Source organism: Aeromicrobium phoceense (assembly GCF_013868155.1).
Taxonomy (GTDB): Bacteria; Actinomycetota; Actinomycetes; order Propionibacteriales; family Nocardioidaceae; genus Aeromicrobium; species Aeromicrobium phoceense.
Genome location: NZ_JACEOG010000001.1, coordinates 140,808 through 162,908 on the forward strand (window position 1 = coordinate 140,808; position 22,101 = coordinate 162,908).

Here is a 22,101-nt window from a genome sequence, read left to right on the forward strand (position 1 = left end):
ATGCCCAAGTTCGAATACGCCCCCGCGCCGGAGTCGCGCTCCATCGTCGACCTCGCCGCCAGCTACGGCCTGTTCATCGACGGTGAGTTCACCGACGGCGGCGGCACCGCTTTCAAGACCGTCAACCCCGCCACCGAGGAGGTCCTCGCCGAGGTCGCCGAGGCCGACGAGGCCGACGTCGACCGCGCCGTCCGTGCCGCGCGCCGGGCCCACGACCGCGTGTGGGGCCCGATGCCCGGCCGCGAGCGCGCCAAGTACCTGTTCCGCATCGCGCGGATCCTGGCCGAGCGCAGCCGTGAGTTCGCGGTCCTGGAGACGCTCGACAACGGCAAGCCGATCAAGGAGTCGCGCGACGTCGACGTGCCCCTGGTCTCGCAGTGGTTCTTCTACAACGCGGGCTGGGCCGACAAGCTCGACCACGCCGGACTCGGGCCCAACCCCCGCTCCCTCGGCGTGGCCGCCCAGGTCATCCCGTGGAACTTCCCGCTGCTCATGCTCGCGTGGAAGGTCGCGCCCGCGCTGGCCGCCGGCAACACGGTGGTGCTGAAGCCCGCCGAGACCACGCCGCTGTCGGCGCTGCTGTTCGCCGACGTGTGCCGCCAGGCCGAGCTGCCCCCGGGCGTCGTCAACATCGTCACCGGCGCCGGCGAGACCGGACGCCTGCTGGTCGCGCACCCCGACGTGAACAAGGTGGCCTTCACCGGTTCCACGCCCGTCGGTCGCGAGATCGCCCGCACGGTGGCCGGCACCGACAAGCGGCTCACGCTCGAGCTCGGCGGCAAGGCCGCCAACATCGTGTTCGAGGATGCGCCGATGGACCAGGCCATCGAGGGCATCGTCCGCGGCATCTTCTTCAACCAGGGTCACGTGTGCTGCGCCGGCTCGCGCCTGCTCGTGCAGGAGAGCGTCGCCGAGGAGGTCCTCGACCGGCTCAAGGCCCGCATGGCCACGCTGCGCTTGGGCGATCCGCTCGACAAGAACACCGACGTGGGCGCGATCAACTCCGCCGAGCAGCTGGGCCGCATCCGTGACCTGGCAGCCACCGGCGACGACGAGGGCGCCGCCCGCTGGAGCGCTCCGTGCGAGCTGCCCGAGCGCGGGTTCTGGTACGCGCCGACGATCTTCACCGGCGTCACGCAGGCCCACCGGATCGCGCGCGAGGAGATCTTCGGCCCCGTCCTGTCGGTGCTGACCTTCCGCACGCCCGCCGAGGCGGTCGAGAAGGCCAACAACACGCCCTACGGCCTGTCCGCCGGCGTGTGGACCGAGAAGGGCTCGCGGATCCTCGCGATGGCCGACCAGCTGCGCGCCGGCGTGGTGTGGGCCAACACGTTCAACCAGTTCGATCCCGCCTCTCCGTTCGGCGGGTACAAGGAGTCCGGCTACGGCCGCGAGGGTGGCCGCCACGGGCTGGCCTCCTACCTGGAGGGTGCACGATGACCGAGCGACTCGACGTCCGGAAGACGTACAAGCTGTTCATCGGCGGGGCGTTCCCCCGCTCGGAGTCCGGCCGCACCTACGAGGTGAGCTCGTCGCGCGGCAAGTTCCTGGCGAACGCCTCGAAGGCCTCGCGCAAGGACGCCCGCGACGCCGTGGGCGCCGCCCGCAAGGCGTTCGGCGGCTGGTCGAAGCGCACGCCGTACAACCGCGGCCAGATCCTCTACCGCGTGGCCGAGGTGCTGGAGGGCCGCCGCGACCAGCTGGTCGCCGAGGTCCGTGCCGCGGAGGGCGTGAACGAGCGTCGCGCCACCGCGATCGTCGACGCCGCCGTGGACACGTGGGTCTGGTACGCCGGCTGGGCCGACAAGCTCTCGCAGGTCACCGGCAACGCCAACCAGGTCAACGGACCGTTCTTCAACCTGACGTCGCCCGAGCCCACGGGCGTCGTGGCGATCGCGGCGCCGCAGGACTCCTCGCTGCTCGGTCTCGTCGAGGTGCTCGCCCCCGTCCTGCTCTCGGGCAACACCGCCGTCGTCGTCTCGTCGTACGAGCGTCCCCTGCCGGCGATCACGCTGTCGGAGATCCTCTCGACCTCCGACGTGCCCGGTGGCGTCGTGAACATCCTGACCGGCGACATCGCCGAGGTCGGGCCGTGGATCGCCGCCCACCTCGACGTCAACGCCCTCGACCTCACGGGCGTCGTCGACCCCGACGTGGCGCGCGACCTCGAGGCCGAGGCCGCGGTGAACCTCAAGCGCGTCCTGCGTCCGGGCACGCCGACGGCCCAGTCGCTCGCGCGGATCACCCCGTTCCTGGAGCACAAGACGGTCTGGCACCCGATCGGCGTCTGACCTCGTCTCGATACGCTCGAGCCCATGCCGCACGTCGTGATCCTGGCCGGCCCGTCCGGTGCGGGGAAGTCCCACCTGTCCGAGCGACTCGGGTGGACGGTGCTGCGGCTCGACGACTTCTACCACCCGGTGGACCACCCGCGCCTGCCCCTGAGCACGCTCGGGATCCCCGACTGGGACGACGTGCGGTCGTGGGACCTCGACGCCGCGATGGCGGCCATCGAGGAGCTGTGCCGTGAGGGCCGCACGCAGGTGCCGGTCTACGACATCTCGGTCAGCCGAGCGGTGGGCACGCGCGAGGTGGTGCTCACGGGCGACCGCTTCATCGCCGAGGGCCTGTTCGCCCCCGACATGGTGGCGCCGTGCCGCGAGGCCGGCGTGCTCGACGCGGCGATCTGCCTCACGCGGCCGCGCCCCGTGGTGTTCGCGCTCCGTCTCGTCCGCGCCCTGCGCGAGTCGCGCAAGCCGCCGATGACGCTGGTGCGTCGCGGCTGGCGGCTCATGAAGGACCAGCCGCGCATCATCGCCGCGGCCGTGGCCGCCGGCTGCACGCCCATGCACCCGCGCCGCGCCTACCGCTTCCTCACCGCCCGCTGAAGGGCCTGCCTGATCTCGATACGACGTCTCGCTCCGCTCGCCGTCACTCGATCACCGGGCGCTGTCCACCGGTGATCGAGATCTGTCCGGGTGCCCACCGTCGGTGATCGAGTAGCACGCGAGCGCTAGCGAGCGGCGTATCGAGATCAGCCTGCAGGCGGACTCAGTTCCCCAGCGCCGCGTACCCGGGCTTGATGACGTCGTTGATCAGCACGAGGCGCTCGTCGAACGGGAGGAAGGCGCTCTTCATCGCGTTGACGGTGAACCAGCGCAGGTCGCCGAGGCTGTAGCCGAAGGCGTCGGTCAGCAGGTTCATCTCGCGGCCGATCGAGGTGCCGCTCATCAGCCGGTTGTCGCTGTTGATCGTGACCCGGAAGCCCAGCTCGGCCAGCGGGCCGATGGGGTGGTCGGCGATCGACTCCATCCCCGCGACGGCGCCCGTCTGCAGGTTCGACGAGGGGCACATCTCCAGCGGGATGCGGCGGTCGCGGATGTACGCCGCGAGCCGTCCCAGCGAGGGCGTGCCGGAGAAGTCGATGTCGTCGACGATCCGCACGCCGTGCCCCAGCCGGTCGGCGCCGCAGCGCTGCACGGCCTGCCAGATCGAGGGCAGCCCGAACGCCTCCCCCGCGTGGATCGTGAAGTGCATGTTCTCGCGCCGCAGGTACTCGAACGCCTCGAGGTGCAGGATCGGCGGGAAGCCATCCTCCGCCCCGGCGATGTCGAAGCCGAGCACGCCACGGTCGCGGTAGTCGACGGTGACCTTGGCGATCTCCATGCCGCGCGAGGCGTGCCGCATCGCGGTGAGCAGCTGGCCCACCACCATCGCGCGCCCACCGGCCTGGACCTGCGCGACGCCCTCGTCGATGCCGGCCTGCACCGCCTCGACGGCCTCCTCGATGGAGAGCCCGGCGTTCTGGTGCTGCTCGGGGGCCCAGCGCAGCTCGGCGTAGACGACGCCGTCGGCCGCGAGGTCGAGTACGGCCTCGCGCGCGACGCGGGCCAGGTCCTCGGGGCGCTGCATGACACCGACGGTGTGCTGGAAGGTCTCGAGGTAGCGCACGAGCGAGCCCGACGACGACGCCTCCTCGAACCAGGCCCCGAGGTCCTCCGGCGCGGCCGGCAGGTCGTGGCCGATCTCGAGAGCGATCTCGGCGACCGTCTCGGGGCGCACTCCCCCGTCGAGGTGCTCGTGGAGCGCGACCTTGGGGGCGGCGGCGATCTGCTCCGGCGTGGCCCTCACGTCAGGCGTCCATCAGCAGCGTGACGGTCTCGGCGATGCACGCCGGCTTCTCGTTGCCCTCGATCTCGACGGTGTGCTGCAGGGTCACCTGCTGGCCCTTCTCGATGTCGCGCACCTCCAGCACCTCGACCCGGTTGCGGACCTTGGAGCCCACGAGGACCGGCGCCATGAAGCGCACGCGGTTGAGGCCGTAGTTGACGCGTGCGCGGTCGCCGGCGAAGGCGTAGACCTGCGCGCCAAGGAACGGCAGCAGCGAGAGGGTGAGGTAGCCGTGCGCGATCGTCGCGCCGAACGGCCCCTCGGCCGCACGCTCGGGATCGACGTGGATCCACTGCCGGTCGCCCGTCGCGTCGGCGAACATGTCGATGCGGTCCTGGTGGATCTCGGTCCACGAGCTGACTCCCAGCTCCGTCCCGGAGGACGCGGCGATCTCGGCTCTGTCATTCAGGATGCGCATGCTTCCGAACCTATCGTGTCCAACTGGGACACCTCCTGACCCACACCTCAGGTGGGATCGTCGTGAAGCGCCCTCAGCCGCCGATGCGGTCGAGGACGATGGGGGACGGCTGGGGAGCGGTCTCGCCGATGGCCCAGGCGCCTTCGAGCGCCTCGTGGGCCCGGCCGAATCGCTCGGGCGTGTCGGTGTGCAGGGTCAGCAGCGGCTGACCGGCGCGCACCGTGTCGCCGGGCTTGGCGTGGAGCTCCACGCCGGCGCCGGCCTGGACCGACTCGCCCGGGCGGGAGCGGCCGGCGCCGAGGCGCCACGCCGCCACGCCCACCGCGTACGCGTCGAGCGAGGTGAGCACGCCGTCGGACGTGGCCGTGACGACCTCGGTCTCGCGGGCGGTCGGCAGCGCGGCGTCGGGATCGCCGTCCTGGGCCCGGATCATGGCCTTCCAGGAGTCCATCGCGCGGCCGTCGGCCAGCGCGTCGGCGGGGTCGACGTCATGGACGCCCGCGGCCTGCAGCATCTCGCGGGCGAGGGCGACCGTGAGCTCGACGACGTCAGCGGGGCCGCCGCCGGCGAGGACCTCCACCGACTCGCGCACCTCGAGGGCGTTGCCCGCCGTGAGGCCCAGCGGGACCGACATGTCGGTCAGCAGCGCCACCGTGTTCACGCCGGCGTCCGTGCCGAGCGCGACCATCGTCTCGGCGAGCTCGCGCGCATCGCTCTCCGTTTTCATGAAGGCGCCCGAGCCGACCTTGACGTCCAGCACGAGCGCGCCCGTGCCCTCGGCGATCTTCTTGCTCATGATCGAGCTGGCGATCAGCGGGATCGCCTCCACGGTGCCCGTGATGTCGCGCAGGGCGTAGAGCTTCTTATCGGCCGGCGCCAGTCCCGAGCCCGCGGCGCAGATGACCGCACCGAGGTCCTCGAGCTGGGTCATCATCTCGTCGTTCGAGAGCGCCGCCCGCCAGCCCGGAATGGACTCGAGCTTGTCGAGGGTGCCGCCGGTGTGGCCCAGTCCGCGACCCGAGAGCTGGGGCACGGCCACGCCGCACGCCGCCACGAGCGGGGCCAGCGGCAGGGTGATCTTGTCGCCCACGCCGCCGGTGCTGTGCTTGTCGGCCGTGGGGCGCGACAGCGACGAGAAGTCCATCCGCTCGCCCGTGGCGATCATCGCTGCGGTCCAGCGCGCGATCTCACGGCGGTTCATGCCGTTGAGCAGGATCGCCATCGCGAGCGCCGACATCTGCTCGGACGCCACGATGCCGCGCGTGTAGGCGTCGACGACCCAGTCGATCTGGTCGTCCGTCAGCTCGTGACCGTCGCGCTTCGCGACGATGATCTCGGTGGGGGCGAACTTCTCCGTCATGCAGACACCTGGATGCTCTCGTAGCCGCGCAGGACCCACGTGGGGCGGCGGGGGGACTCGCCCACGAGGGCGAGGTCGGGGAAACGGTCGAGCAGCGCCCGCAGGGTGATGCTCAGCTCGAGGCGCGCCAGCGGGGCGCCGAGGCAGAAGTGGATGCCCAGGCCGAACCCGACGTGCGGGTTCGGGTCGCGGCCGACGTCGAACGTGTCGGCGTCGGCGAAGACCTCGGCGTCGCGGTTGGCCGAGCCCATGAGGCAGGCGACCTTCTGGCCCGCCGTGACGAGCTGCCCGGCGACCTCGACGTCCTTCGTGGCGGTGCGCTCGAACAGCTGCAGCGGCGCGTCGAACCGGATGAGCTCCTCGAGGGCGATCTCGATCGGCACCTCGCCGCTCGTGACGCGCGCGAGCTGGTCGCGGTGGGTCAGCAGCGCGTGCAAGCCGTTGCCGAACGTGTTGACGCTGGCCTCGTGGCCGGCGTTGAGCAGCAGCACCACCGTGGCGACGAGCTCGTCGTCGGAGAAGCCCTTGCCCGCATCGGTCTCGGCGATGAGGTCGCTGACGAGGTCCTCACCCGGCTCTGCGCGGCGCATCGCGATGACCTCGCGCACGTAGTCGGAGAAGGCGGTGCTGGCCTCGATGGCCTCGGCCTTGGTGGCCTCGTCGATGTCCTTCTCGTACATGTGCACGATCGCCTGGCTCCAGCGGCGAAGGTCCTCGTGGTCCTCGCGCGGCACGCCCAGCAGTTCACAGATGACGTAGACGGGCATCGGCTCGGCGTAGTCGGCGAGCACGTCGAACTGCTCGGGCAGCGCGGCGATCATCTCGGCGGCGAGCGACTCGATGCGCGGGCGCATCCGCTCGACGTGGCCGCGCCCGAAGGCACCGGTGAGCAGGCGCCGCATCCGCGTGTGGGCGGGCGGCTCGTTCTCCATCAGCTGGTTGCGGTGGAGCGCGTTGAACGGCTCCATCTCCTCGACCGGCTCCCAGTCGTGCCACAGCCGGCCGAAGGCGCGATTCTTCAGCACCGCGCCCACGGTGGCGTGATCGGTGGCCAGCCACGTCGACCACGGCTCGTGCCACACGAGCGGTCCGCGCCGCCGCAGCTCGGCCAGGGCCGGGTAGGGATCGCGCAGGAAGTCGGCGTCGGTGGGGTCGAAGGTGGTCAGCGTGCTCATGTGTCGTTCAGGTCCGTCACGTCGAAGGCGTCGGGGAGCACCTCGGTCATGGGCTTCACGCCCGAGGGGGTCAACAGCTGGCACTCGGGGCCACCGTTCTCCCACAGCAATTGTCGGCACCGGCCGCACGGCATGACCGGGCGCCCCTGCCCGTCGACGCAGACGACCGCACGCAGCTTGCCGCCTCCGGTGGAGTGCAGCGCCGAGACCATGCCGCACTCCGCACACAGCGCGACACCGTAGGCCGCGTTCTCGACGTTGCAGCCCAGCACCACGCGGCCGTCGTCGACGAGGCCGGCCGCGCCGACCTTGTACTTCGAGTACGGCGCGTAGGCACGGTTCATGACCTCGACCGCGTACTTGGTGAGGGCGTCCCAGTCGACGGGAGCCTCGGGCGGGGTGAAGCCGAAGCCGGTCATCCGACACTGCCCTTCCGGTAGATCTTGCCGTCGGCCGCCGGCATCCTCAGGTTCTGGCTGAAGACGGCGAGGACGAGCAGCGTGGTGACGTACGGGGTCATGGTGGCGAGCTCGTTGGGGATCTCGTCACTGGCGAAGAAGATGCCGGCCACGATGACGCCCAGGATGGCGGCGATCAGCGCGGAGCGGCGGCCGTGCTGGCGCCACTGCCAGATCGCCAGCATCACCAGGAACACGGCCACGAGCAGCAGCAGCGCGTGGACGGTCTCGCCGCCACCGCGCAGGCGCAGCGTGTCGGTGTAGCCGAACAGCGTGGCGCCGGCGAACAGGCCGCCGGGGCGCCAGTTGCCGAAGATCATGGCCGCCAGGCCGATGTAGCCGCGGCCTCCGGTCTGGCCGTCGCGGAAGGCGTTGGCCGCGACGAGCGCCAGGAAGCCGCCCGCGAGTCCGGCCAGGCCGCCGGAGGCGATCACGGCGATGAACTTGTAGCGGTAGACGTTCACGCCGAGCGACTCGGCGGCCCCGGGCGACTCGCCGACCGAGCGCAGGCGCAGGCCGAACGCGGTGCGCCACAGCACCCACCACGTGAGCACGAACAGGCCGATCGCGATGACCGTCAGGGACGACATGTTGGTGACGAACGCTCGCAGCACGGCAGCGAACTCGGAGACGAAGAACCAGTTCTCCTGCTCGATCTCGCCCAGCGGTTCGGAGAGGCCGGAGATCGTGATGCTCGGCAGCCGGTCGATCGGCGGGGACTGGGTCTGGCCGCCGCCGGGGACGCCGGAGAAGGCCATTCCCGCGAGGTACTGGACCGCGCCCGCGGCGATGATGTTGATCGAGACGCCCGAGACGATGTGGTCGACACCGAAGTAGACGGTGGCCACCGCGTGCAGCAGACCACCGGCAGCACCCAGCAGGATGGCGCCGACGACGCCCTGCCACGGACCATAGAAGTAGCCGAAGTAGCCTGCACCGAAGGTGCCGAGGATCATCATGCCCTCGAGGCCGATGTTGACCACGCCCGCGCGCTCCGACCACAGGCCGCCGAGACCGGCCAGGCCGATCGGGACGGCGGCGATCAGGGTGGCGCGGATCGTGCCCGAGGAGCTGAGGTCGTCGACGCCGGTGATGATCCGCAGCAGCGACATGATCACCAGGACGCCGGCGATGCCGATCAGCAGCCAGGGCCAGGTCAGACGGTTCCGCCCCTGGGGCGTGCCGTGGACGTTGGTCACGGGATCGGTCGCGACACTCATGCCGACGCTCCTTCCTGCTGGAACTGCGGGTCCAGGGCGGCCGCCACCTGACGCTGCTCGAGGCGGACGCCGTAGCGACGGACGACCTCGTAGGCGATGACCACGGTCAGCACGATGACGCCCTGGGTGACCTTGACGATGTCGGGTGAGACGTCGAGCAGGATCTGCAGCGGGTTCGACTGCTGGTCGAGGAACGCGAACAACAGTGCGCCGATCGCGATGCCGACCGGGTGGTTGCGACCCAGCAGCGCGATCGCGATGCCGGCGAAGCCCAGGCCCGACTGGAACGTGGAGCCGTAGGCGTAGTCCTGGCCGAACAGCAGCGGCATGCCGACCAGGCCCGCGATGGCGCCCGAGAGCAGCATCGTCACCAGGATCATCTTCTTGACGTTGATGCCGGAGGCGACCGCGGCGCTCTCGGACTGGCCGGCCGCACGCAGGTCGAAGCCGAAGCGGGTGCGGTTGATCAGCACCCAGTAGACGATGCCGACGATGACTGCCACGACGATGAAGCCGTAGACCTCGCCGCCGAGGAACGGGATGCCGGGGATCCGGCTGCTCTCGGGCAGCGGCTTCGTGGAGATGATGTTGCTGCCCTCCTCGCGCACGGCGACCTTGCGCAGCAGGTAGGCGACCACGGCCGTGGCGATGGCGTTCAGCATGATCGTCGAGATGACCTCGGAGACGCCGCGAGTGACGCGCAGCAGGCCCGCGATGCCGGCCCACATGGCACCCACGAACATGCCCGCGACGATCGCCAGCGCGATGTTGAGGAAGCCCGGCAGCCACGCCTCGCCGGCGACCCAGGCAGCCGCGAAGGACGCGATGCGGTACTGGCCGTCGACGCCGATGTTGAACAGGTTCATGCGGAAGCCGATGGCCACCGCGACCGCCGACAGGTAGTACACCGTGGCGGAGTTCAGGATGTTCACCATCGTGCGGTTGTTGGGCCAGCTGAGGATCTGGCTCCAGACCCCGAGCCAGTCGTCACCGGCCAGGATCAGCACGAGGCTCGTGATGAGGAAGGCGGTGACCAGCGCCAGGATCGGCGCCGCCAGCGCGAGCCCGACCTTCGTCAGTCGCGACTCTGTCATGCCGTCTCCTCCTCGTCGGTGGCACCGGTCATGGCCGAGCCGAGTTGCTGGGGGGTGACGTCGCCGGGATCGAACGTGCCGACGATGCGACCGCGCAGCAGCACCGCGATCGTGTCGGACAGGCCGATCAGCTCGTCGAGGTCGGCCGAGATCAGCAGCACCGCCAGGCCGTTGCGGCGGGCGCGCTTGATGTGGTCCCAGATCGCGGCCTGCGCGCCGACGTCGACGCCGCGGGTGGGGTGCGCCGCGATCAGCAGGCTCGGCTCGCTGCTCATCTCGCGGCCGACGATCAGCTTCTGCTGGTTGCCGCCGGACAGCGCGCGGGCGAGGGTGTCGATGCCGGGCGTGCGCACGTCGTACTCCTCGACGATGCGGTCGGTGTCCTTGCGGGCACCGCGCCGGTCGATGAAGGGGCCGGAGACGTTCGGCTCACGCGTCTGGTGGCCGAGCACGCGGTTCTCCCACAGGGGGGCGTCCAGCAGCAGTCCCTGGCGGTGGCGGTCCTCGGGGATGTACCCGATGCCGGCCTCGCGCCGTCGCCGGGTGGACCAGTCGGCGATGTCGGCGTCGTCGAGCTCGACGTGCCCGCTCGTCTCCTGGCGCATGCCCATGATGGCCTCGACGAGCTCGGCCTGGCCGTTGCCCTCGACGCCCGCGATGCCCAGGATCTCGCCGCGGTGGATCTTGAAGGAGATGCCGTCCAGCAGGGGGCGGCCGCCGCGCGGGTCGGGCAGGCCGAGGTCGACGACCTCGAGCACCTCGACGTCGGTGACGGTGGAGAGTTCCGTGCTCGGGCTGGGCAGCTCCGAGCCGACCATCAGCTCGGCCAGCTGGCGCGCGGTGACGCTGGCGGCGGGGACGGAGTCGACGGTGGTGCCACGGCGGATCACGGTGACCGTGTCGGCGACCGACAGCACCTCGTCGAGCTTGTGGGAGATGAAGATGACGGCCAGGCCCTCGGACTTGAGCTCGCGCAGGTTGTCGAACAGCTCGTCGACCTCCTGGGGCACCAGGACCGCGGTGGGCTCGTCGAGGATGATGATCCGCGCGCCGCGGTAGAGCACCTTGAGGATCTCGATGCGCTGGCGGGCGCCCACGCCGAGGTCGTCGACGAGGTCGTCGGGGTGGATCCCGAGGCCGTACGTGTCGGAGAGCTCGCGGATCGCCTCTCGCGCGCGGTCGCCGATGCCGTGCAGCTTCTCGGCGCCGAGGACGACGTTCTCGAGCACGGTGAGGTTGTCCGCGAGCATGAAGTGCTGGAACACCATGCCGACGCCCTGCCCGATCGCGTCGGACGGCGACGAGAACGACACCGCTTTCCCGTCGAGCTCGATGGTGCCCGAGTCGGGCTTCTGCACCCCGTACAGGATCTTCATCAGCGTGGACTTGCCCGCGCCGTTCTCGCCCACGATCGCGTGGATCGTGCCACGACGGACGTCGATGTCGATGTCGTGGTTGGCGATGACGCCGGGGAAGGTCTTGCCGATGCCCCGCAGCCGGACGACGACGTCGGACGAGGTGCTGGCGTCGGTGCCGGATTCGGACGGTGTGATGCTCACGGTGTCACCTTTCGGTGGTTCAGCGGGCCCAAAGATGCGGCCCGGCCCCACGCTATCGCGCAGGGCCGGGCCTCAGGCCTCAGTACGTCGAGAAGGTTCTCACTGAGGAAGCGTGCTCACTTTGAGGGCACCGTGATGGTGCCGTCGATGATCTGCTGCTTGTACTCGTCCAGCTTCTCCTTGATGTCATCGACGTGACCGCCGGTCGTGGAGTAGCCGACGCCGTCGACCTTGAGGTCGTAGACCTGCGGGCCGGTCTTGATGTCGCCCGCCTCGACGCCCTTGAGGAAGTCGTACACGGCGACGTCGATGTTCTTGGTCATCGAGGTCAGGATGCTGTCGCGCACCGACTCGTCGGCCGTCTTGGCCTGGTCGGAGTCGACGCCGATGGCCCACTTCTCGGCGTCGGTGGCCGCCTGGAAGACGCCACCGCCCGAGCCGCCGGCCGCGTGGTAGACCACGTCGGCTTCCTTCTCGAACATGCCGGTGGCGGCCGTGTTGCCCTTGGCCGGGTCACCGAAGCCGCTGAAGTCCGGCGGGGTGGACAGGTAGACCGACTGGACCTTGACGTCCGGGTTGGCGGCCTTGGCGCCGGCCTTGTAGCCAGCCTCGAACTTGTGGATCAGCTCGGTGTCGACACCGCCGACGAAGCCGATCGTGCCGGTCTCGGACTTGAGCGCGGCAGCGGCGCCGACCAGGAACGAGCCCTGCTCCTCGGCGAACAGCAGGTTCGTGACGTTGTCGGCCTCGACCGCGTCGTCGACGATCGCGAAGTTCACGTCGGGGTTCGCCGCGGAGATCTTGGCGACGGAGGCGGAGTAGGCGAAGCCCACGGCCACGACCGGGTTGTAGCCGGCGTCGACGAGCTGCTGGAGGCGCTCCTCGCGAGCCGACTCGGGCTCGCCGTCCTGGGCCTCGGCGTCCTTGACCTCGAAGCCGAGCTCGCACGCGGCCTTGTCGAGGCCCTTGGCGGCGGAGTCGTTGAAGGACTGGTCGCCACGACCGCCCACGTCGAAGGCCATGCCGACCTTGACGTCACCCTTCTCGACGCAGTCCTCGCCGGAGGCGCTCTCCTCGTCGCTGCTCTTCTTCGAACAACCGGCTCCGGCAAAGACCAGAGCGGTCACGGCGGCCGCTGCGGTCAGCTTGTTCACTCGACGCACTTTTCCTCCTCGGGGTTGCGCCCGGAACGAGGGCGCACGCGATGTCAGCACGACATTAGGCGCAGAATGGCCTGCCACGGACCGAGTCGGCCGCCCACGCGGCAACTGTCACCGAACCGTAATCAAAAGGGGTCCTAGGATCAGGACATGCCCTTCTCCGGACCCATCGTCGTCGGCCACGACGGCTCTTCCTTCGCCGATCACGCCCTGCGCTGGGCCCTCACCCTGGCCGAGCGCGCCCACATGCCCGTCACCATCGTCCGCGCCTGGACGATGCGGACGGCGCCCAAGCCGAAGACCCACGAGTTCGGCTACGTCCCCCCGGCCTCGGACTACGCCGACGCGGTGCGCGAACGCCTCGAGGACGGCACCCGCGACATCCTCGCCGAGCACCCCGGCGTCGAGGTGACGCTGCAGGTCGAGCGCGGCCAGCCCGCCACCGTCGTGGTCGAGGCCGCCCACGGCGCCTCGCTGCTCGTGGTCGGCCCGCGCGGCCTCGGCGGCTTCAAGGGGCTCATGCTGGGCTCGGTGAGCGAGCACGCCGTCGGCAGCGCCCCGTGCCCCGTCGTGGTGGTGCGCGGCGACGACGACCCGGCGCAGTCCGAGCCGGAGGCCTGACTCAGCCCTCGCGCGGGTCCCAGTCGACCCAGACGATCGACCACTCCTGGGCAGGGCTCGCCTCGAGCGACCACGCCTCCACGTCCGTGTCCAGCACGTACCGAAGACCCGTGACGACGCGGTTGCAGGGGATCTGAGCCGGGCGCTCGCCCGACGCCAAGGAGGTCACCCGCAGGGTGCCCCCGCCGTCGCACACGGCGCGGAAGGCGTGGTGGCCGTCGGTCGCGAACTCCGCCTCCATCGACCCGCCCCGGCCCGAGGCCTCGGCCAGCACGGTCCCGGGCTCCAGCGAGATCTCCCCGATCAGCTCCTCCAGGGGCGTCTCTCGGTCGATCGTCTCCTCGAGGGAGACCGGCGGTGACAGCTCGGTTTCGTCGTCCGCCTTCTCGTCGTCGCAGGCTCCGAGGCCCACCATCAGCAGCAGGACGGGCCCGAGCCGAGCCAGCCGCCGTCTCCCGTGGACTTGCATGCGCGGACGCTAGCAGTCCCCCGCGGCGTCGATGACGGTGGCGCTCAGGCGATCGCGGCGTTGGCGAGCACGAGCGAGCCCACCGCGATGGCGCGCTCGTCGACGCGCAGGTTGCCCTGGTGGAGGTCGTACGTGGGGCCACCCGGCGTGCGGGTGCCGAGGCGGGCCATCGTGCCCGGCAGCGTCTCGACGTACCAGGCGAAGTCCTCGCCTCCGAGGCTCTGCGAGGTGCTGGCCACGCCCTCGGGTCCGAGGGCGCTGGCGACCGCCTGGCGCAGCCGCTCGGTGACGGCGAAGTCGTTCACGACAGGCGGCACGCCGCGCGTGTAGGTGAGGTCGACGCCGACGCCGAACGGCTCGACGATGTCGGCGATGATCCCCCGCACGAGGTGCTCGGCGTCGTGCCAGGCGGCCGCGTCGAGCATCCGCAGCGTGCCCTTCAGCTCCCCGACCGCGGGAATGACGTTGGCCGCGTTGCCCGCGCTGACCTGGCCCCAGACGAGGCTGGCGCCGGCACGCGGGTCGAAGCGGCGCGAGAGCACGGCGGGCAGCTGGGTGATGAGGCTGCCGAGGGCGAACGTGAGGTCCTCGGTGAGGTGCGGGCGCGAGGTGTGACCGCCGCGGCCGTTCAGGACGACGTGGATCTGGTCAGAGGCGCCGGTGATGGCACCCTCGCGGATGCCCACGCGACCGACGTCGAGCGAGGGGTCGCAGTGCAGCGCGAAGATGCGGCTGACGCCGGCGAGCACGCCGTCGGACAGCAGGCGCAGGGCGCCGCCGGGCATGACCTCCTCGGCCGGCTGGAAGATGAGCCGCACGCGGTACGGCAGGCCGACCTCGCGATCGGCGGCGGCCAGCGCGGTGGCCGCACCGATGAGCGCCGAGATGTGCACGTCGTGACCGCAGGCATGGGCGACCCCGGGGTTCTTCGAGCGCCAAGGGTCCTGCGTGGTGTCGAGGATGGGCAGCGCGTCGAGGTCGGCACGCAGGGCCACGATGGGGCCGCCGGAGGGGCCGAGGTCGACCGAGAGTCCGGTGCCGTCGAAGCGCTGGGGGCTCAGCCCGAGCTTGTCCATCCAGGCGTACACGAGATCGGTGGTGCGCTCCTCCTGCCACGACAGCTCGGGGAAGGCGTGGAGGTCACGCCTCAGCTCGATGAGGTCGGGGGTCACCGTCTCCACGGCGCGCGCAATCGTTTCTCGAAGGTTCATGACCTGTCCACTCTACGCCGGTCGTCCCGCGCAGGGCGGTCATCTCAGATCGGGGACGGCGCGTCACCGAGCGGGGCTTCCTTCACCCCTGGCGCGCGCGGTAGGCGGCCTGGGCCTCCCGGTTGCCGCAGGTCGTGCTGCAGAACTTGCGCGAGCGGTTGCGCGAGAAGTCCACGACGACGTCCTCGCAGTCGGACGCCGCGCACGTGCCGAGGCGGTCCATCTCGTCGGCGCGGATCACGTCGATCATCGCCATCGCGGTCTCGACCAGGACGCGCTCGTGCACCGGGCGGTCCTCGTCGATGGCGTGCACGTGCCAGTCGAGGTGCCCGTGGCGGACCAGCTGCGGCACGGCCTGCTGCTCGACGAGGATCGCGTTGACCAGCTGCACGGCGCCGCCGCGGTCGGCGGTGAGCAGCTCACGCAGGCGCGGCCGCACGTCGCGCAGGGCGTCGAGGTCGGCCCGCGTCCGCGGGCGTGAGCCGGTGTAGCCCCACCGGTCGAAGAACTCGGTCAGGTCGGACAGCGCCTCGAGCGTGTCGGGGTCGCCGGCCGAGTTCGCCAGCTCGGCGGCCGCGCCGAGCGCATCGCTCACGTCAGGAGTGAAGACCATGTTGACACCTTATGTCATGAGGTCTAGCGTCAGGACCCATGAGCGTTGACACTCCTGACGCGACCTTCGTCCGCCACACCCCCACCGGCCTCGTGCTCGCCCTGGCCTCCGCCCTGTCGTTCGGCACCTCGGGCACGATGGCGCGCGGCCTCATGGACGCCGGCTGGTCGCCGGGCGCCGCCTTCGCCGTCCGGGTCAGCATCGCCGCGCTCGTGCTCGTGATCCCGGGCCTGCTGGCGATCCGCGGCCGCTACCGTCTGCTGCTCACCCACGCCCGCACCATCGTGCTCTACGGCCTGTCCGCCGTGGTCTGCGCGCAGCTGCTCTACTTCATGGCCGTCCAGCGGCTCGACGTCGGCATAGCGCTGCTCATCGAGTACACCGCGCCGGTCGCGGTGGTCCTGTGGATGTGGCTCGCGCACGGCCAGCGGCCGGGCCGGTTCACCTTCGTCGGCGCGGCGGTGGCCGCCGGGGGCCTCGTGCTCCTGCTCGACGTCTTCGGCGGCACGGAGCTCGATCTCATCGGCGTCCTGCTCGCCCTCGGCGCGATGACCGGCGCCGCGGCGTACTTCGTCATGTCCGCCGACGACACGAGCGGCCTTCCGCCCCTCACCCTGGCCGCGGGCGGCCTCGTGGTCGCCTCGGTGACGTTCTGGATCGTGGCGGCGACGGGGCTGCTCCCCTTCACCGCGACCACCGAGGACGTGGTCTTCTCGACCGGTTCGGTCCCCTGGTGGGTGCCCGTGCTCGTCCTGGGCTTCGTCGCGGCCGCGATCGCCTACGGCACCGGCATCGCCGCGGCGCGCCACCTCGGCGGTCGGCTCGCGTCGTTCGTGGCGCTCACCGAGGTCGCGGCGGGCCTGGGCTTCGCCTGGCTCCTGCTCGACCAGGTGCCCGAGCCGCTGCAGCTGGTGGGTGCCCTGCTCGTGCTCGCCGGCATCGTCGTGGTGAAGCTCGGCGAGCGCGAGGTGACGTCAGTCGGCTCGGGCCAGGACCTGCTGGTCGAAGCGCTGCCGCCGGAGCATTCGGCGCACGAGCGGTGACAGCTCGGGCGTGTCGAGATCGTGGCGTCGCGCGTACAGCAGCGTGGCGATGCTGATCCCGAGCCCGGCGATGAGGCCGCTGGCCACCAAGGCCTCGCGAGCCCCGACGTGCTCGCCGATCCAGCCGATGACGGGCGCACCGAAGGGCGTGCTCCCGACGAAGACCATCAGGTAGAGCGACACCACGCGCCCCCGCATCTCGGGGATCGTCGTCAGTTGGATGACCGCGTTCGCCGTGGTGGCGGTGGTCAGCACGCTGATGCCGATGAGCGGCAGCACGGCGGCGTAGGCCCAGTACGTCGGCATCAGGCCGGACAGCACCTGCGCGACCGAGAACAGCAGGGCCGCGCCGATGATGAAGCGCAGTCGCGGCTTCGGGCGCCGGGCCGCCAGCAGCGCGCCGGCGAGCGATCCGATCGCCAGGATCGACCCGAGGACGCCGAACTCGCCGGCACCCTTGCCGAAGACGTCCGTGGCCATCAGGGCGCTGGTGATCTGGAAGTTCATCCCGAACGCGCCGAGGAAGAACACCGTCACGAAGAGCAGCATCAGGTCAGGACGCGACGCCACGTACCGAGCGCCGTCGAGGACCGATCGCTTGCCGGGGGCGGAGATCGGCGCGGGGGCCAGCGCGGAGCGATCCATCAGCAGCAGCGCGCCGACGACGAACCAGAAGCTGATCGCGTTGAGCACGATGACCCAGCCGGTGGCGACGACGCCGGACCCGAGGGCGGCGATCAGCAGGCCGGCCAGCCCCGGACCGATGAGGCGCCCGGAGTTGAACGAGGCGGAGTTGAGCGCGACGGCGTTCGTGAGCCGGTCGGCGTCGACCATCTCGCTGACGAACGACTGGCGCGCCGGCGCCTCGAAGGCCTTGCCGATGCCGAGCACGAACGTCAGCACGTAGACGTGCCACGGCTCGACGTGGCCGAGGATCGCGAACACGCCGAGGAAGCCGGCCGGCACCGACATCGCGACCTGCATCCACAGCAGCAGGGAGCGCTTCGGCACGCGGTCGGCCACCGCGCCGGCGATCGGCGAGAACAGCAGCGTGGGCAGCAGGTAGAGCGCGACGGTGGCACCGAGCGCGGCGCCACTGCCGGTGAGCTCGAGCACGAGCCAGGCCAGGGCGGTCTGCTGGAGCCACGTGCCGATGTTGGAGACGATCGAGCCGGCGAAGTAGATCCGGTAGTTGCGGATCGAGAGGCTGCGGAAGGTGGGGCTCACGCGTCGTCCTCCGCGAGCCTGACCAACAGGTCGGTGGCATCCCGGAGACGTGCGCGTTCGTCGGTGGACAGCGTGGCGAGTCGGCGGTCGAGCCACAGGTCGCGGCGCTGCCGCTCCTCGGCCAGGACCTTCTCGCCGAGGTCGGACATCGAGATCAGGACCTGGCGGCCGTCGTCGGGATGGGGATTCTTGATGACGTAGGAGTCCTCGAGCAGGCACTTGAGCGTCCGGGCGACCGACGGCTGGGAGACGCGCTCGCGCGCGGCGATCTGGCTGGGCGTCGCGGATCCGAGGACGCGCACGGAGCCCAGCACGGAGAGCTGGGTGGCGGTCAGGTCGGACTGGCGCTCCTGGCGCAGACGTCGGTTGAGTCGGGCCACCGCCTGCGCGAGACGCTGGGATTCGGTGGGCATGTCCTTAGCATAGTTCATTAACCATGCTAATCAAAGAGATGCGGCTCACCCTCGGGCACGACGAAGGGGCCCACCGGGACGGCGGGCCCCTCCGATCAGGTTCAGCGGATCGCGATCTTCATCGACCGCTCCGACGGAGTGGTCAGCCAGTTGCCGGAGAAGCGCACCGTGTACGTGCGCTTGCCCTTCTTCTGCTTCGCGATCTTGATCGTGGCCTTGCCGCCCCGGACGTTGACCGTCTTGATCCGCTTGCCCTTGGCGTAGATCGAGGCCTTGCCGTTGATCTTGGACTGCGGGACCGCGAGCGCCTTCACGGTGACCGAGACGGTGGCCGTGCGCTTTCCGGCCTTCGCCCTCAGCCCGATCCGGCTCGTGCCCTTGATGCGGGCGCCGGCCCGCGAGATCGGCGCCTCGTACCCGAGCCGCGTCGGCACGACGGTGACGGTGACGCCCCACCCCGAGTACGAGCTGGGCACCCGGAAGGTCCGGCCCGTCCCGACCACGCGGCGTTGGCCGGTGCCGTCGATGGGCCCCGCCTCCCAGCGGTAGTCCACGTTCGTCGGCGCGGTCGAGTAGGTCCCCGGGGAGGCGGTCAGTACCTGGCCGGGCCACGGGTTGCCGGTGATCCGCGCCTTCGACGTCACGCTGAGCTGCGGAGCAGTGCGGACGGTGATGTCCCTGTCGGTCACGGAGCCGCCGGACACGTCGACGTCGACAGCGTCCTCGACCGTCAACGCGCCGGCCGGGGTGCCGTCCCAGTACGTCGTCAACACCTGCGGCGCCGCGCCCGCGACACAGGCGTGCGCGAACTCGGGGCAGTGCGGCTGCGAGAAGCGGAGTCGCGCGGACGTGTGCGGGTACGGGACCGCGAGGGTGAACGTGCCGTCGGGACGGATCTTCAGGCGAGGGCTGCCGAAGGTGCGGCGGGCGACCGTGGCGACCACGGTCCAGCTGCCGCCGCTGTTCGCGAGCGCCTCGACCCGGAAGGGCTGCTGCGCGTTCGGCGCGTCGAGGTTGAAGCCGTCCGTGGAGATCGTGCCCGAGATCGTCGGGTCGGCCTCGAACAGGAAGTCCACACCCGTGATCGTCTGCCCCTGGGCGACCGTGACGACCGGGTCGGCCGCGCGCACGGAGACGCCCCACCCCTCGACCTCGGCGTGGACGCGGTACGTCCCGGCCGAGGCGACCGGCACGACGAAGGCTCCACCCATCGGCTCGTCGAAGGACGCCTCCTTCACGAAGCTCCCGCCGGCGACTCGCCTGCTGAGGGTGATCCGCGCGTCCACCGTGTCGGGGATGCCGGCCGTGTTGGTCACGCTGCCGGAGATCCGGCCTGCGGGCGCGGCGGCAGGAAGCTGGACGGCGCCGGCGGGCGCCACCAGCACGCTCGCGACCAGACCGAGTACCGCGACCATGGCGGCGCGCATCAAAGACCTCATGCTGTCGTCCTTTCCCTCACCGGATGGCGATCTTGAGGGACTTCGACGACGACGTGATCATCCAGTTGCCCGAGTAGCGCACCGTGTACGTGCGCTTGCCCTTCTTCTGCTTGGCGATCTTGATCGTGGCCTTGCCGTTCTTGACGTTGACGGTCTTGATCCGCTTGCCCTTGGCGTAGATCGACGCCTTGCCGTTCATCCGCGACTTCGCGGCGCCCGGAGCCTTGACCGCGATCGTCACCGTCGCCGTGCGCTTCCCCGCCTTGGCCTTCACCGCGAGCGCACTGCGGGCCCTGACGATCAGGTACGGGGTCTGCAGGATCGGCGACTCGTAGCCGAAGACGTTCGGCTCCGCCCGCAGGGCGATCGAGGCGCCCACGTGAGCGGTCGTGACCCGGAACGTCCGGCCCGTTCCCGCCGGCATGTCGTACTCGCCCAGGGTGGAGCCCGATCCGATCATCCAGGTCAGGTCGACGGACGAGGCAGCCGGCACCCAGGTGCCCGGCTGCGCCGCCAGCACCTGTCCGGGCAGGGCAGCTCCCACCACGGCCGGGCGCACGGTCGCCCTGACCTTCTTCGATCGCGTGAGCGTGATGTTCCGATTGCTGACATCCCCCTCGGAGACGTCGATCGGGGTCGCATCCTCCACCCCGGGCGTGCCGAGCGGGCTGCCGTCCCAGTACGTCGTCTGGACCAAGGGTGCCGGGATGTCGACCCCGCCACCGACCTCGTCACAGGCGTGCCCGAAGTCGTCATGGCAGCGGCCCTGGTGGAACTTGAGCCGCACGGACCCGATCTCCTGGTCCACGGTCACGTTGAACGTCCCCTCGGGCTCGGCCGGTGCGGGGAACTCGGGAAACCGCACGACGCCACTCCCGACCTGCTCCCACCGGCCGCCCACGAGCGCGAGCGCATCCACCCGAATCTGCTGGATGGACGCGAACGTCGCCAGGTCGAAGTCCCCGCCCGTGACGTTTCCGGAGATGGTCACGGGAGCCGCGGCGGCCCGCATCGGGGCAGCCACGGCGGGAGCCATCAGCAGGCTCGCCACGAGACCGAGGACCGCGACGAGTGCGGCGCGAGCTGAGTTCTTCATGCTGGGTCCTTCCCGCGGTCAGCGGATGGCGATCTTGAGTGACTTGGTCGACGACGTGATCACCCGGTTGCCCGAGTAGCGCACCGTGTACGTCCGCTTGCCCTTCTTCTGCTTCGCGATCTTGATGGTGGCCTTGCCGTTCTTCACGTTCACGGTCTTGATCCGCTTGCCCTTGGCATAGATCGACGCCTTGCCGTGGATCCGCGACGTGGCCACACCGGGCGCCTTGATCGCGATCGTGACCGTCGCCTTGCGCTGGCCCGCCTTGGCCTTCACCGCGAACCTGCTGCGGCTCTTGACCCTGACGTTCGATGCCTTGAGGAGCGGCGCCTCGTGACCCGCCCGGCTGGGGAGCACGTGGACGGTGAGCTCCTCCCCGAGCAAGCCGGGCGTCACGGTGAACGTGCGTCCGGTCCCGACGGCTCGGCCCTCGTCGCCCGTGTAGGCGATCCACGTGTACGTCGCACCGGTCGCAACGGGCGCAAGGGTGCCCGGAGCGGCGGTCAGCACCCGGCCCGGCGAGGGGTCGCCGCTGATGGTCGGCTGCGCCACCACGCGGAGCTGGGGAGCAGCCTGCAGCGTGATGTCCTTGTCGACGACCGAGCCGGAGGCGACGTCCAGGTCCGCGGCCTCGGCGAGCGTCGCGGCGCCGTCCGCCGTGCCGTCCCAGAACGCGCGGAGAGCGACCGGTGCCGCTCCGAACGGCTCGCAGTCGATCGGGTCGTTGCAGTGGGGTTGGTAGAACTGCAGGCGCACGGCGTCGTAGTAGCCGGGAACCGGAACGGTGTACGCGCCCCCGGTGCGGACGTCGACCCACGGACCGTAGTACGCGCCGCCCAGATCGGTGCTGCCGTAGCGCTCCCACTGGCCGTCGATCAGTCCCCAGACAGCCGCGCGGAGGCCGAGCCTGCCCTCATTGGGGTCGAGCTGCAGCTCCTCCAGGCCGAAGCCGCTGGTCGTGATCGTGCCGGCCACGGTGGGGTTGGGCACCAGCGCCAGGTCGACGCCGGTGACCTTGGCGCCCTTCGACACCGTGATCCTGCGGCTGGGCGCAGCGGCATGGGTGAAGTCGTAGTCGGTCTTGGCCCTCACCTGGTAGGTCCCGGTCGCCGTCACACCCAGGGCGTACGCGCCGGCGGCGCTCGAGCGGACGCTCGCCACTTCGGTCCATCGGCCCTCAGCGGACAGGCGATGCAGCGTGACGGTGCCGGCGCCGGGCGGTCCTCCCGTCACCCTCCCGGAGATCGTCCCGACCGGGGCCGGAGCCGCGGTGGCGATGCCCGTCGGGGCGAGGAGCAGGCTCGCCACCAGCGCGAGGACCGCGACGAGTGCGGCGCGAGTCATCTTCTTCATGG

At 70.6% G+C, this 22,101-nt stretch carries 22 protein-coding genes; 5 read left to right on the top strand and 17 right to left on the bottom strand.

All coding sequences use genetic code 11. From position 1 onward, the window contains the following. Genes H1W00_RS00680 through H1W00_RS00690 form a run of 3 tightly spaced genes read left to right on the top strand, consistent with a single transcriptional unit; the run spans position 1 to position 2,888 of the window. Entirely contained in the window at positions 1 to 1,440 is a 1,440-nt protein-coding gene (locus H1W00_RS00680; RefSeq protein WP_181752731.1) for an aldehyde dehydrogenase family protein, read from the top strand. Beyond that, positions 1,437 to 2,291, top strand: coding sequence for an aldehyde dehydrogenase family protein (locus H1W00_RS00685; RefSeq protein ID WP_181752733.1), 855 nt, complete (start codon positions 1,437 to 1,439; stop codon positions 2,289 to 2,291). Before H1W00_RS00680 ends, H1W00_RS00685 begins: the two co-directional genes overlap by 4 nt. 24 nt (positions 2,292 to 2,315) lie before the next feature. Beyond that, a complete protein-coding gene (locus tag H1W00_RS00690; RefSeq protein ID WP_181752735.1) occupies positions 2,316 to 2,888 on the top strand; it encodes a nucleoside/nucleotide kinase family protein in 573 nt (190 codons plus the stop codon). 163 nt (positions 2,889 to 3,051) lie between these two features. On the opposite strand, the gene H1W00_RS00695 is transcribed toward H1W00_RS00690, so the two are convergent. From H1W00_RS00695 to H1W00_RS00735, 9 genes are all read right to left on the bottom strand, one after another. After that, complete coding sequence (locus H1W00_RS00695) at positions 3,052 to 4,131, bottom strand: adenosine deaminase (protein WP_181752738.1); 1,080 nt, start codon at positions 4,129 to 4,131, stop codon at positions 3,052 to 3,054. A 1-nt stretch (position 4,132) separates the two neighbouring features. Next, positions 4,133 to 4,588 (bottom strand): MaoC family dehydratase, encoded by a 456-nt coding sequence (locus H1W00_RS00700; RefSeq protein ID WP_181752740.1) that lies wholly within the window; start codon positions 4,586 to 4,588, stop codon positions 4,133 to 4,135. A 73-nt stretch (positions 4,589 to 4,661) separates the two neighbouring features. Next, positions 4,662 to 5,948, bottom strand: coding sequence for a thymidine phosphorylase (locus tag H1W00_RS00705; protein ID WP_181752741.1), 1,287 nt, complete (start codon positions 5,946 to 5,948; stop codon positions 4,662 to 4,664). Further along, positions 5,945 to 7,123 (bottom strand): cytochrome P450, encoded by a 1,179-nt coding sequence (locus tag H1W00_RS00710; RefSeq protein WP_181752743.1) that lies wholly within the window; start codon positions 7,121 to 7,123, stop codon positions 5,945 to 5,947. The genes H1W00_RS00705 and H1W00_RS00710 overlap by 4 nt, the downstream gene beginning before the upstream one ends. Further along, positions 7,120 to 7,542: a cytidine deaminase gene (locus tag H1W00_RS00715; protein WP_181752745.1), complete on the bottom strand. Its 423-nt coding sequence runs from the start codon at positions 7,540 to 7,542 to the stop codon at positions 7,120 to 7,122. Before H1W00_RS00715 ends, H1W00_RS00710 begins: the two co-directional genes overlap by 4 nt. Next, entirely contained in the window at positions 7,539 to 8,801 is a 1,263-nt protein-coding gene (locus H1W00_RS00720) for an ABC transporter permease (RefSeq protein WP_181752747.1), read from the bottom strand. The genes H1W00_RS00715 and H1W00_RS00720 overlap by 4 nt, the downstream gene beginning before the upstream one ends. Further along, entirely contained in the window at positions 8,798 to 9,895 is a 1,098-nt protein-coding gene (locus H1W00_RS00725) for an ABC transporter permease (protein ID WP_181752749.1), read from the bottom strand. Before H1W00_RS00725 ends, H1W00_RS00720 begins: the two co-directional genes overlap by 4 nt. After that, positions 9,892 to 11,454, bottom strand: coding sequence for an ABC transporter ATP-binding protein (locus H1W00_RS00730; protein WP_338072785.1), 1,563 nt, complete (start codon positions 11,452 to 11,454; stop codon positions 9,892 to 9,894). Before H1W00_RS00730 ends, H1W00_RS00725 begins: the two co-directional genes overlap by 4 nt. A 116-nt stretch (positions 11,455 to 11,570) precedes the next feature. Next, the gene (locus H1W00_RS00735) at positions 11,571 to 12,608 is read right to left on the bottom strand and encodes a BMP family lipoprotein (RefSeq protein ID WP_313601439.1); all 1,038 of its coding nucleotides are present in this window, start codon (positions 12,606 to 12,608) and stop codon (positions 11,571 to 11,573) included. 156 nt (positions 12,609 to 12,764) lie between these two features. Between H1W00_RS00735 and H1W00_RS00740 the strand changes: the two genes are divergently transcribed. Then, positions 12,765 to 13,235 carry a universal stress protein gene (locus tag H1W00_RS00740; RefSeq protein ID WP_181752751.1) on the top strand — a complete coding sequence of 157 codons (471 nt, stop codon included), beginning with the start codon at positions 12,765 to 12,767 and terminating at the stop codon, positions 13,233 to 13,235. A 1-nt stretch (position 13,236) separates the two neighbouring features. Here the strand turns inward: H1W00_RS00740 and H1W00_RS00745 are convergent, their stop codons facing one another. The 3 genes from H1W00_RS00745 to H1W00_RS00755 form a co-directional block, all read right to left on the bottom strand. Continuing rightward, positions 13,237 to 13,704, bottom strand: a complete 468-nt coding sequence (locus H1W00_RS00745; RefSeq protein ID WP_181752753.1) for a hypothetical protein — start codon at positions 13,702 to 13,704, stop codon at positions 13,237 to 13,239. Between the two features lie 44 nt (positions 13,705 to 13,748). Continuing rightward, positions 13,749 to 14,915, bottom strand: coding sequence for an amidohydrolase (locus H1W00_RS00750; RefSeq protein WP_181752755.1), 1,167 nt, complete (start codon positions 14,913 to 14,915; stop codon positions 13,749 to 13,751). A gap of 82 nt (positions 14,916 to 14,997) precedes the next feature. Then, on the bottom strand, positions 14,998 to 15,528 hold the full coding sequence (locus H1W00_RS00755; RefSeq protein WP_181752757.1) for a CGNR zinc finger domain-containing protein: 531 nt from the start codon (positions 15,526 to 15,528) through the stop codon (positions 14,998 to 15,000). Positions 15,529 to 15,566: 38 nt separating this feature from the next. Here H1W00_RS00755 and H1W00_RS00760 point away from each other — a divergent pair, with 38 nt between their 5' ends. Next, positions 15,567 to 16,571: an EamA family transporter gene (locus H1W00_RS00760; protein WP_181752759.1), complete on the top strand. Its 1,005-nt coding sequence runs from the start codon at positions 15,567 to 15,569 to the stop codon at positions 16,569 to 16,571. Here H1W00_RS00760 and H1W00_RS00765 read toward each other — a convergent pair. From H1W00_RS00765 to H1W00_RS00785, 5 genes are all read right to left on the bottom strand, one after another. Then, on the bottom strand, positions 16,503 to 17,798 hold the full coding sequence (locus H1W00_RS00765) for an MFS transporter (protein WP_181752761.1): 1,296 nt from the start codon (positions 17,796 to 17,798) through the stop codon (positions 16,503 to 16,505). The two genes, H1W00_RS00760 and H1W00_RS00765, sit on opposite strands and share 69 nt — an antisense overlap. After that, positions 17,795 to 18,211, bottom strand: coding sequence for a MarR family transcriptional regulator (locus H1W00_RS00770; RefSeq protein ID WP_181752762.1), 417 nt, complete (start codon positions 18,209 to 18,211; stop codon positions 17,795 to 17,797). The genes H1W00_RS00765 and H1W00_RS00770 overlap by 4 nt, the downstream gene beginning before the upstream one ends. A gap of 101 nt (positions 18,212 to 18,312) precedes the next feature. Continuing rightward, positions 18,313 to 19,650 carry a hypothetical protein gene (locus tag H1W00_RS00775; protein ID WP_181752764.1) on the bottom strand — a complete coding sequence of 446 codons (1,338 nt, stop codon included), beginning with the start codon at positions 19,648 to 19,650 and terminating at the stop codon, positions 18,313 to 18,315. Positions 19,651 to 19,666: 16 nt separating this feature from the next. Then, complete coding sequence (locus H1W00_RS00780) at positions 19,667 to 20,746, bottom strand: hypothetical protein (protein WP_181752766.1); 1,080 nt, start codon at positions 20,744 to 20,746, stop codon at positions 19,667 to 19,669. 18 nt (positions 20,747 to 20,764) lie between these two features. Further along, entirely contained in the window at positions 20,765 to 22,099 is a 1,335-nt protein-coding gene (locus H1W00_RS00785) for a hypothetical protein (protein ID WP_181752768.1), read from the bottom strand. Between the last annotated feature and the right edge of the window lie 2 nt (positions 22,100 to 22,101).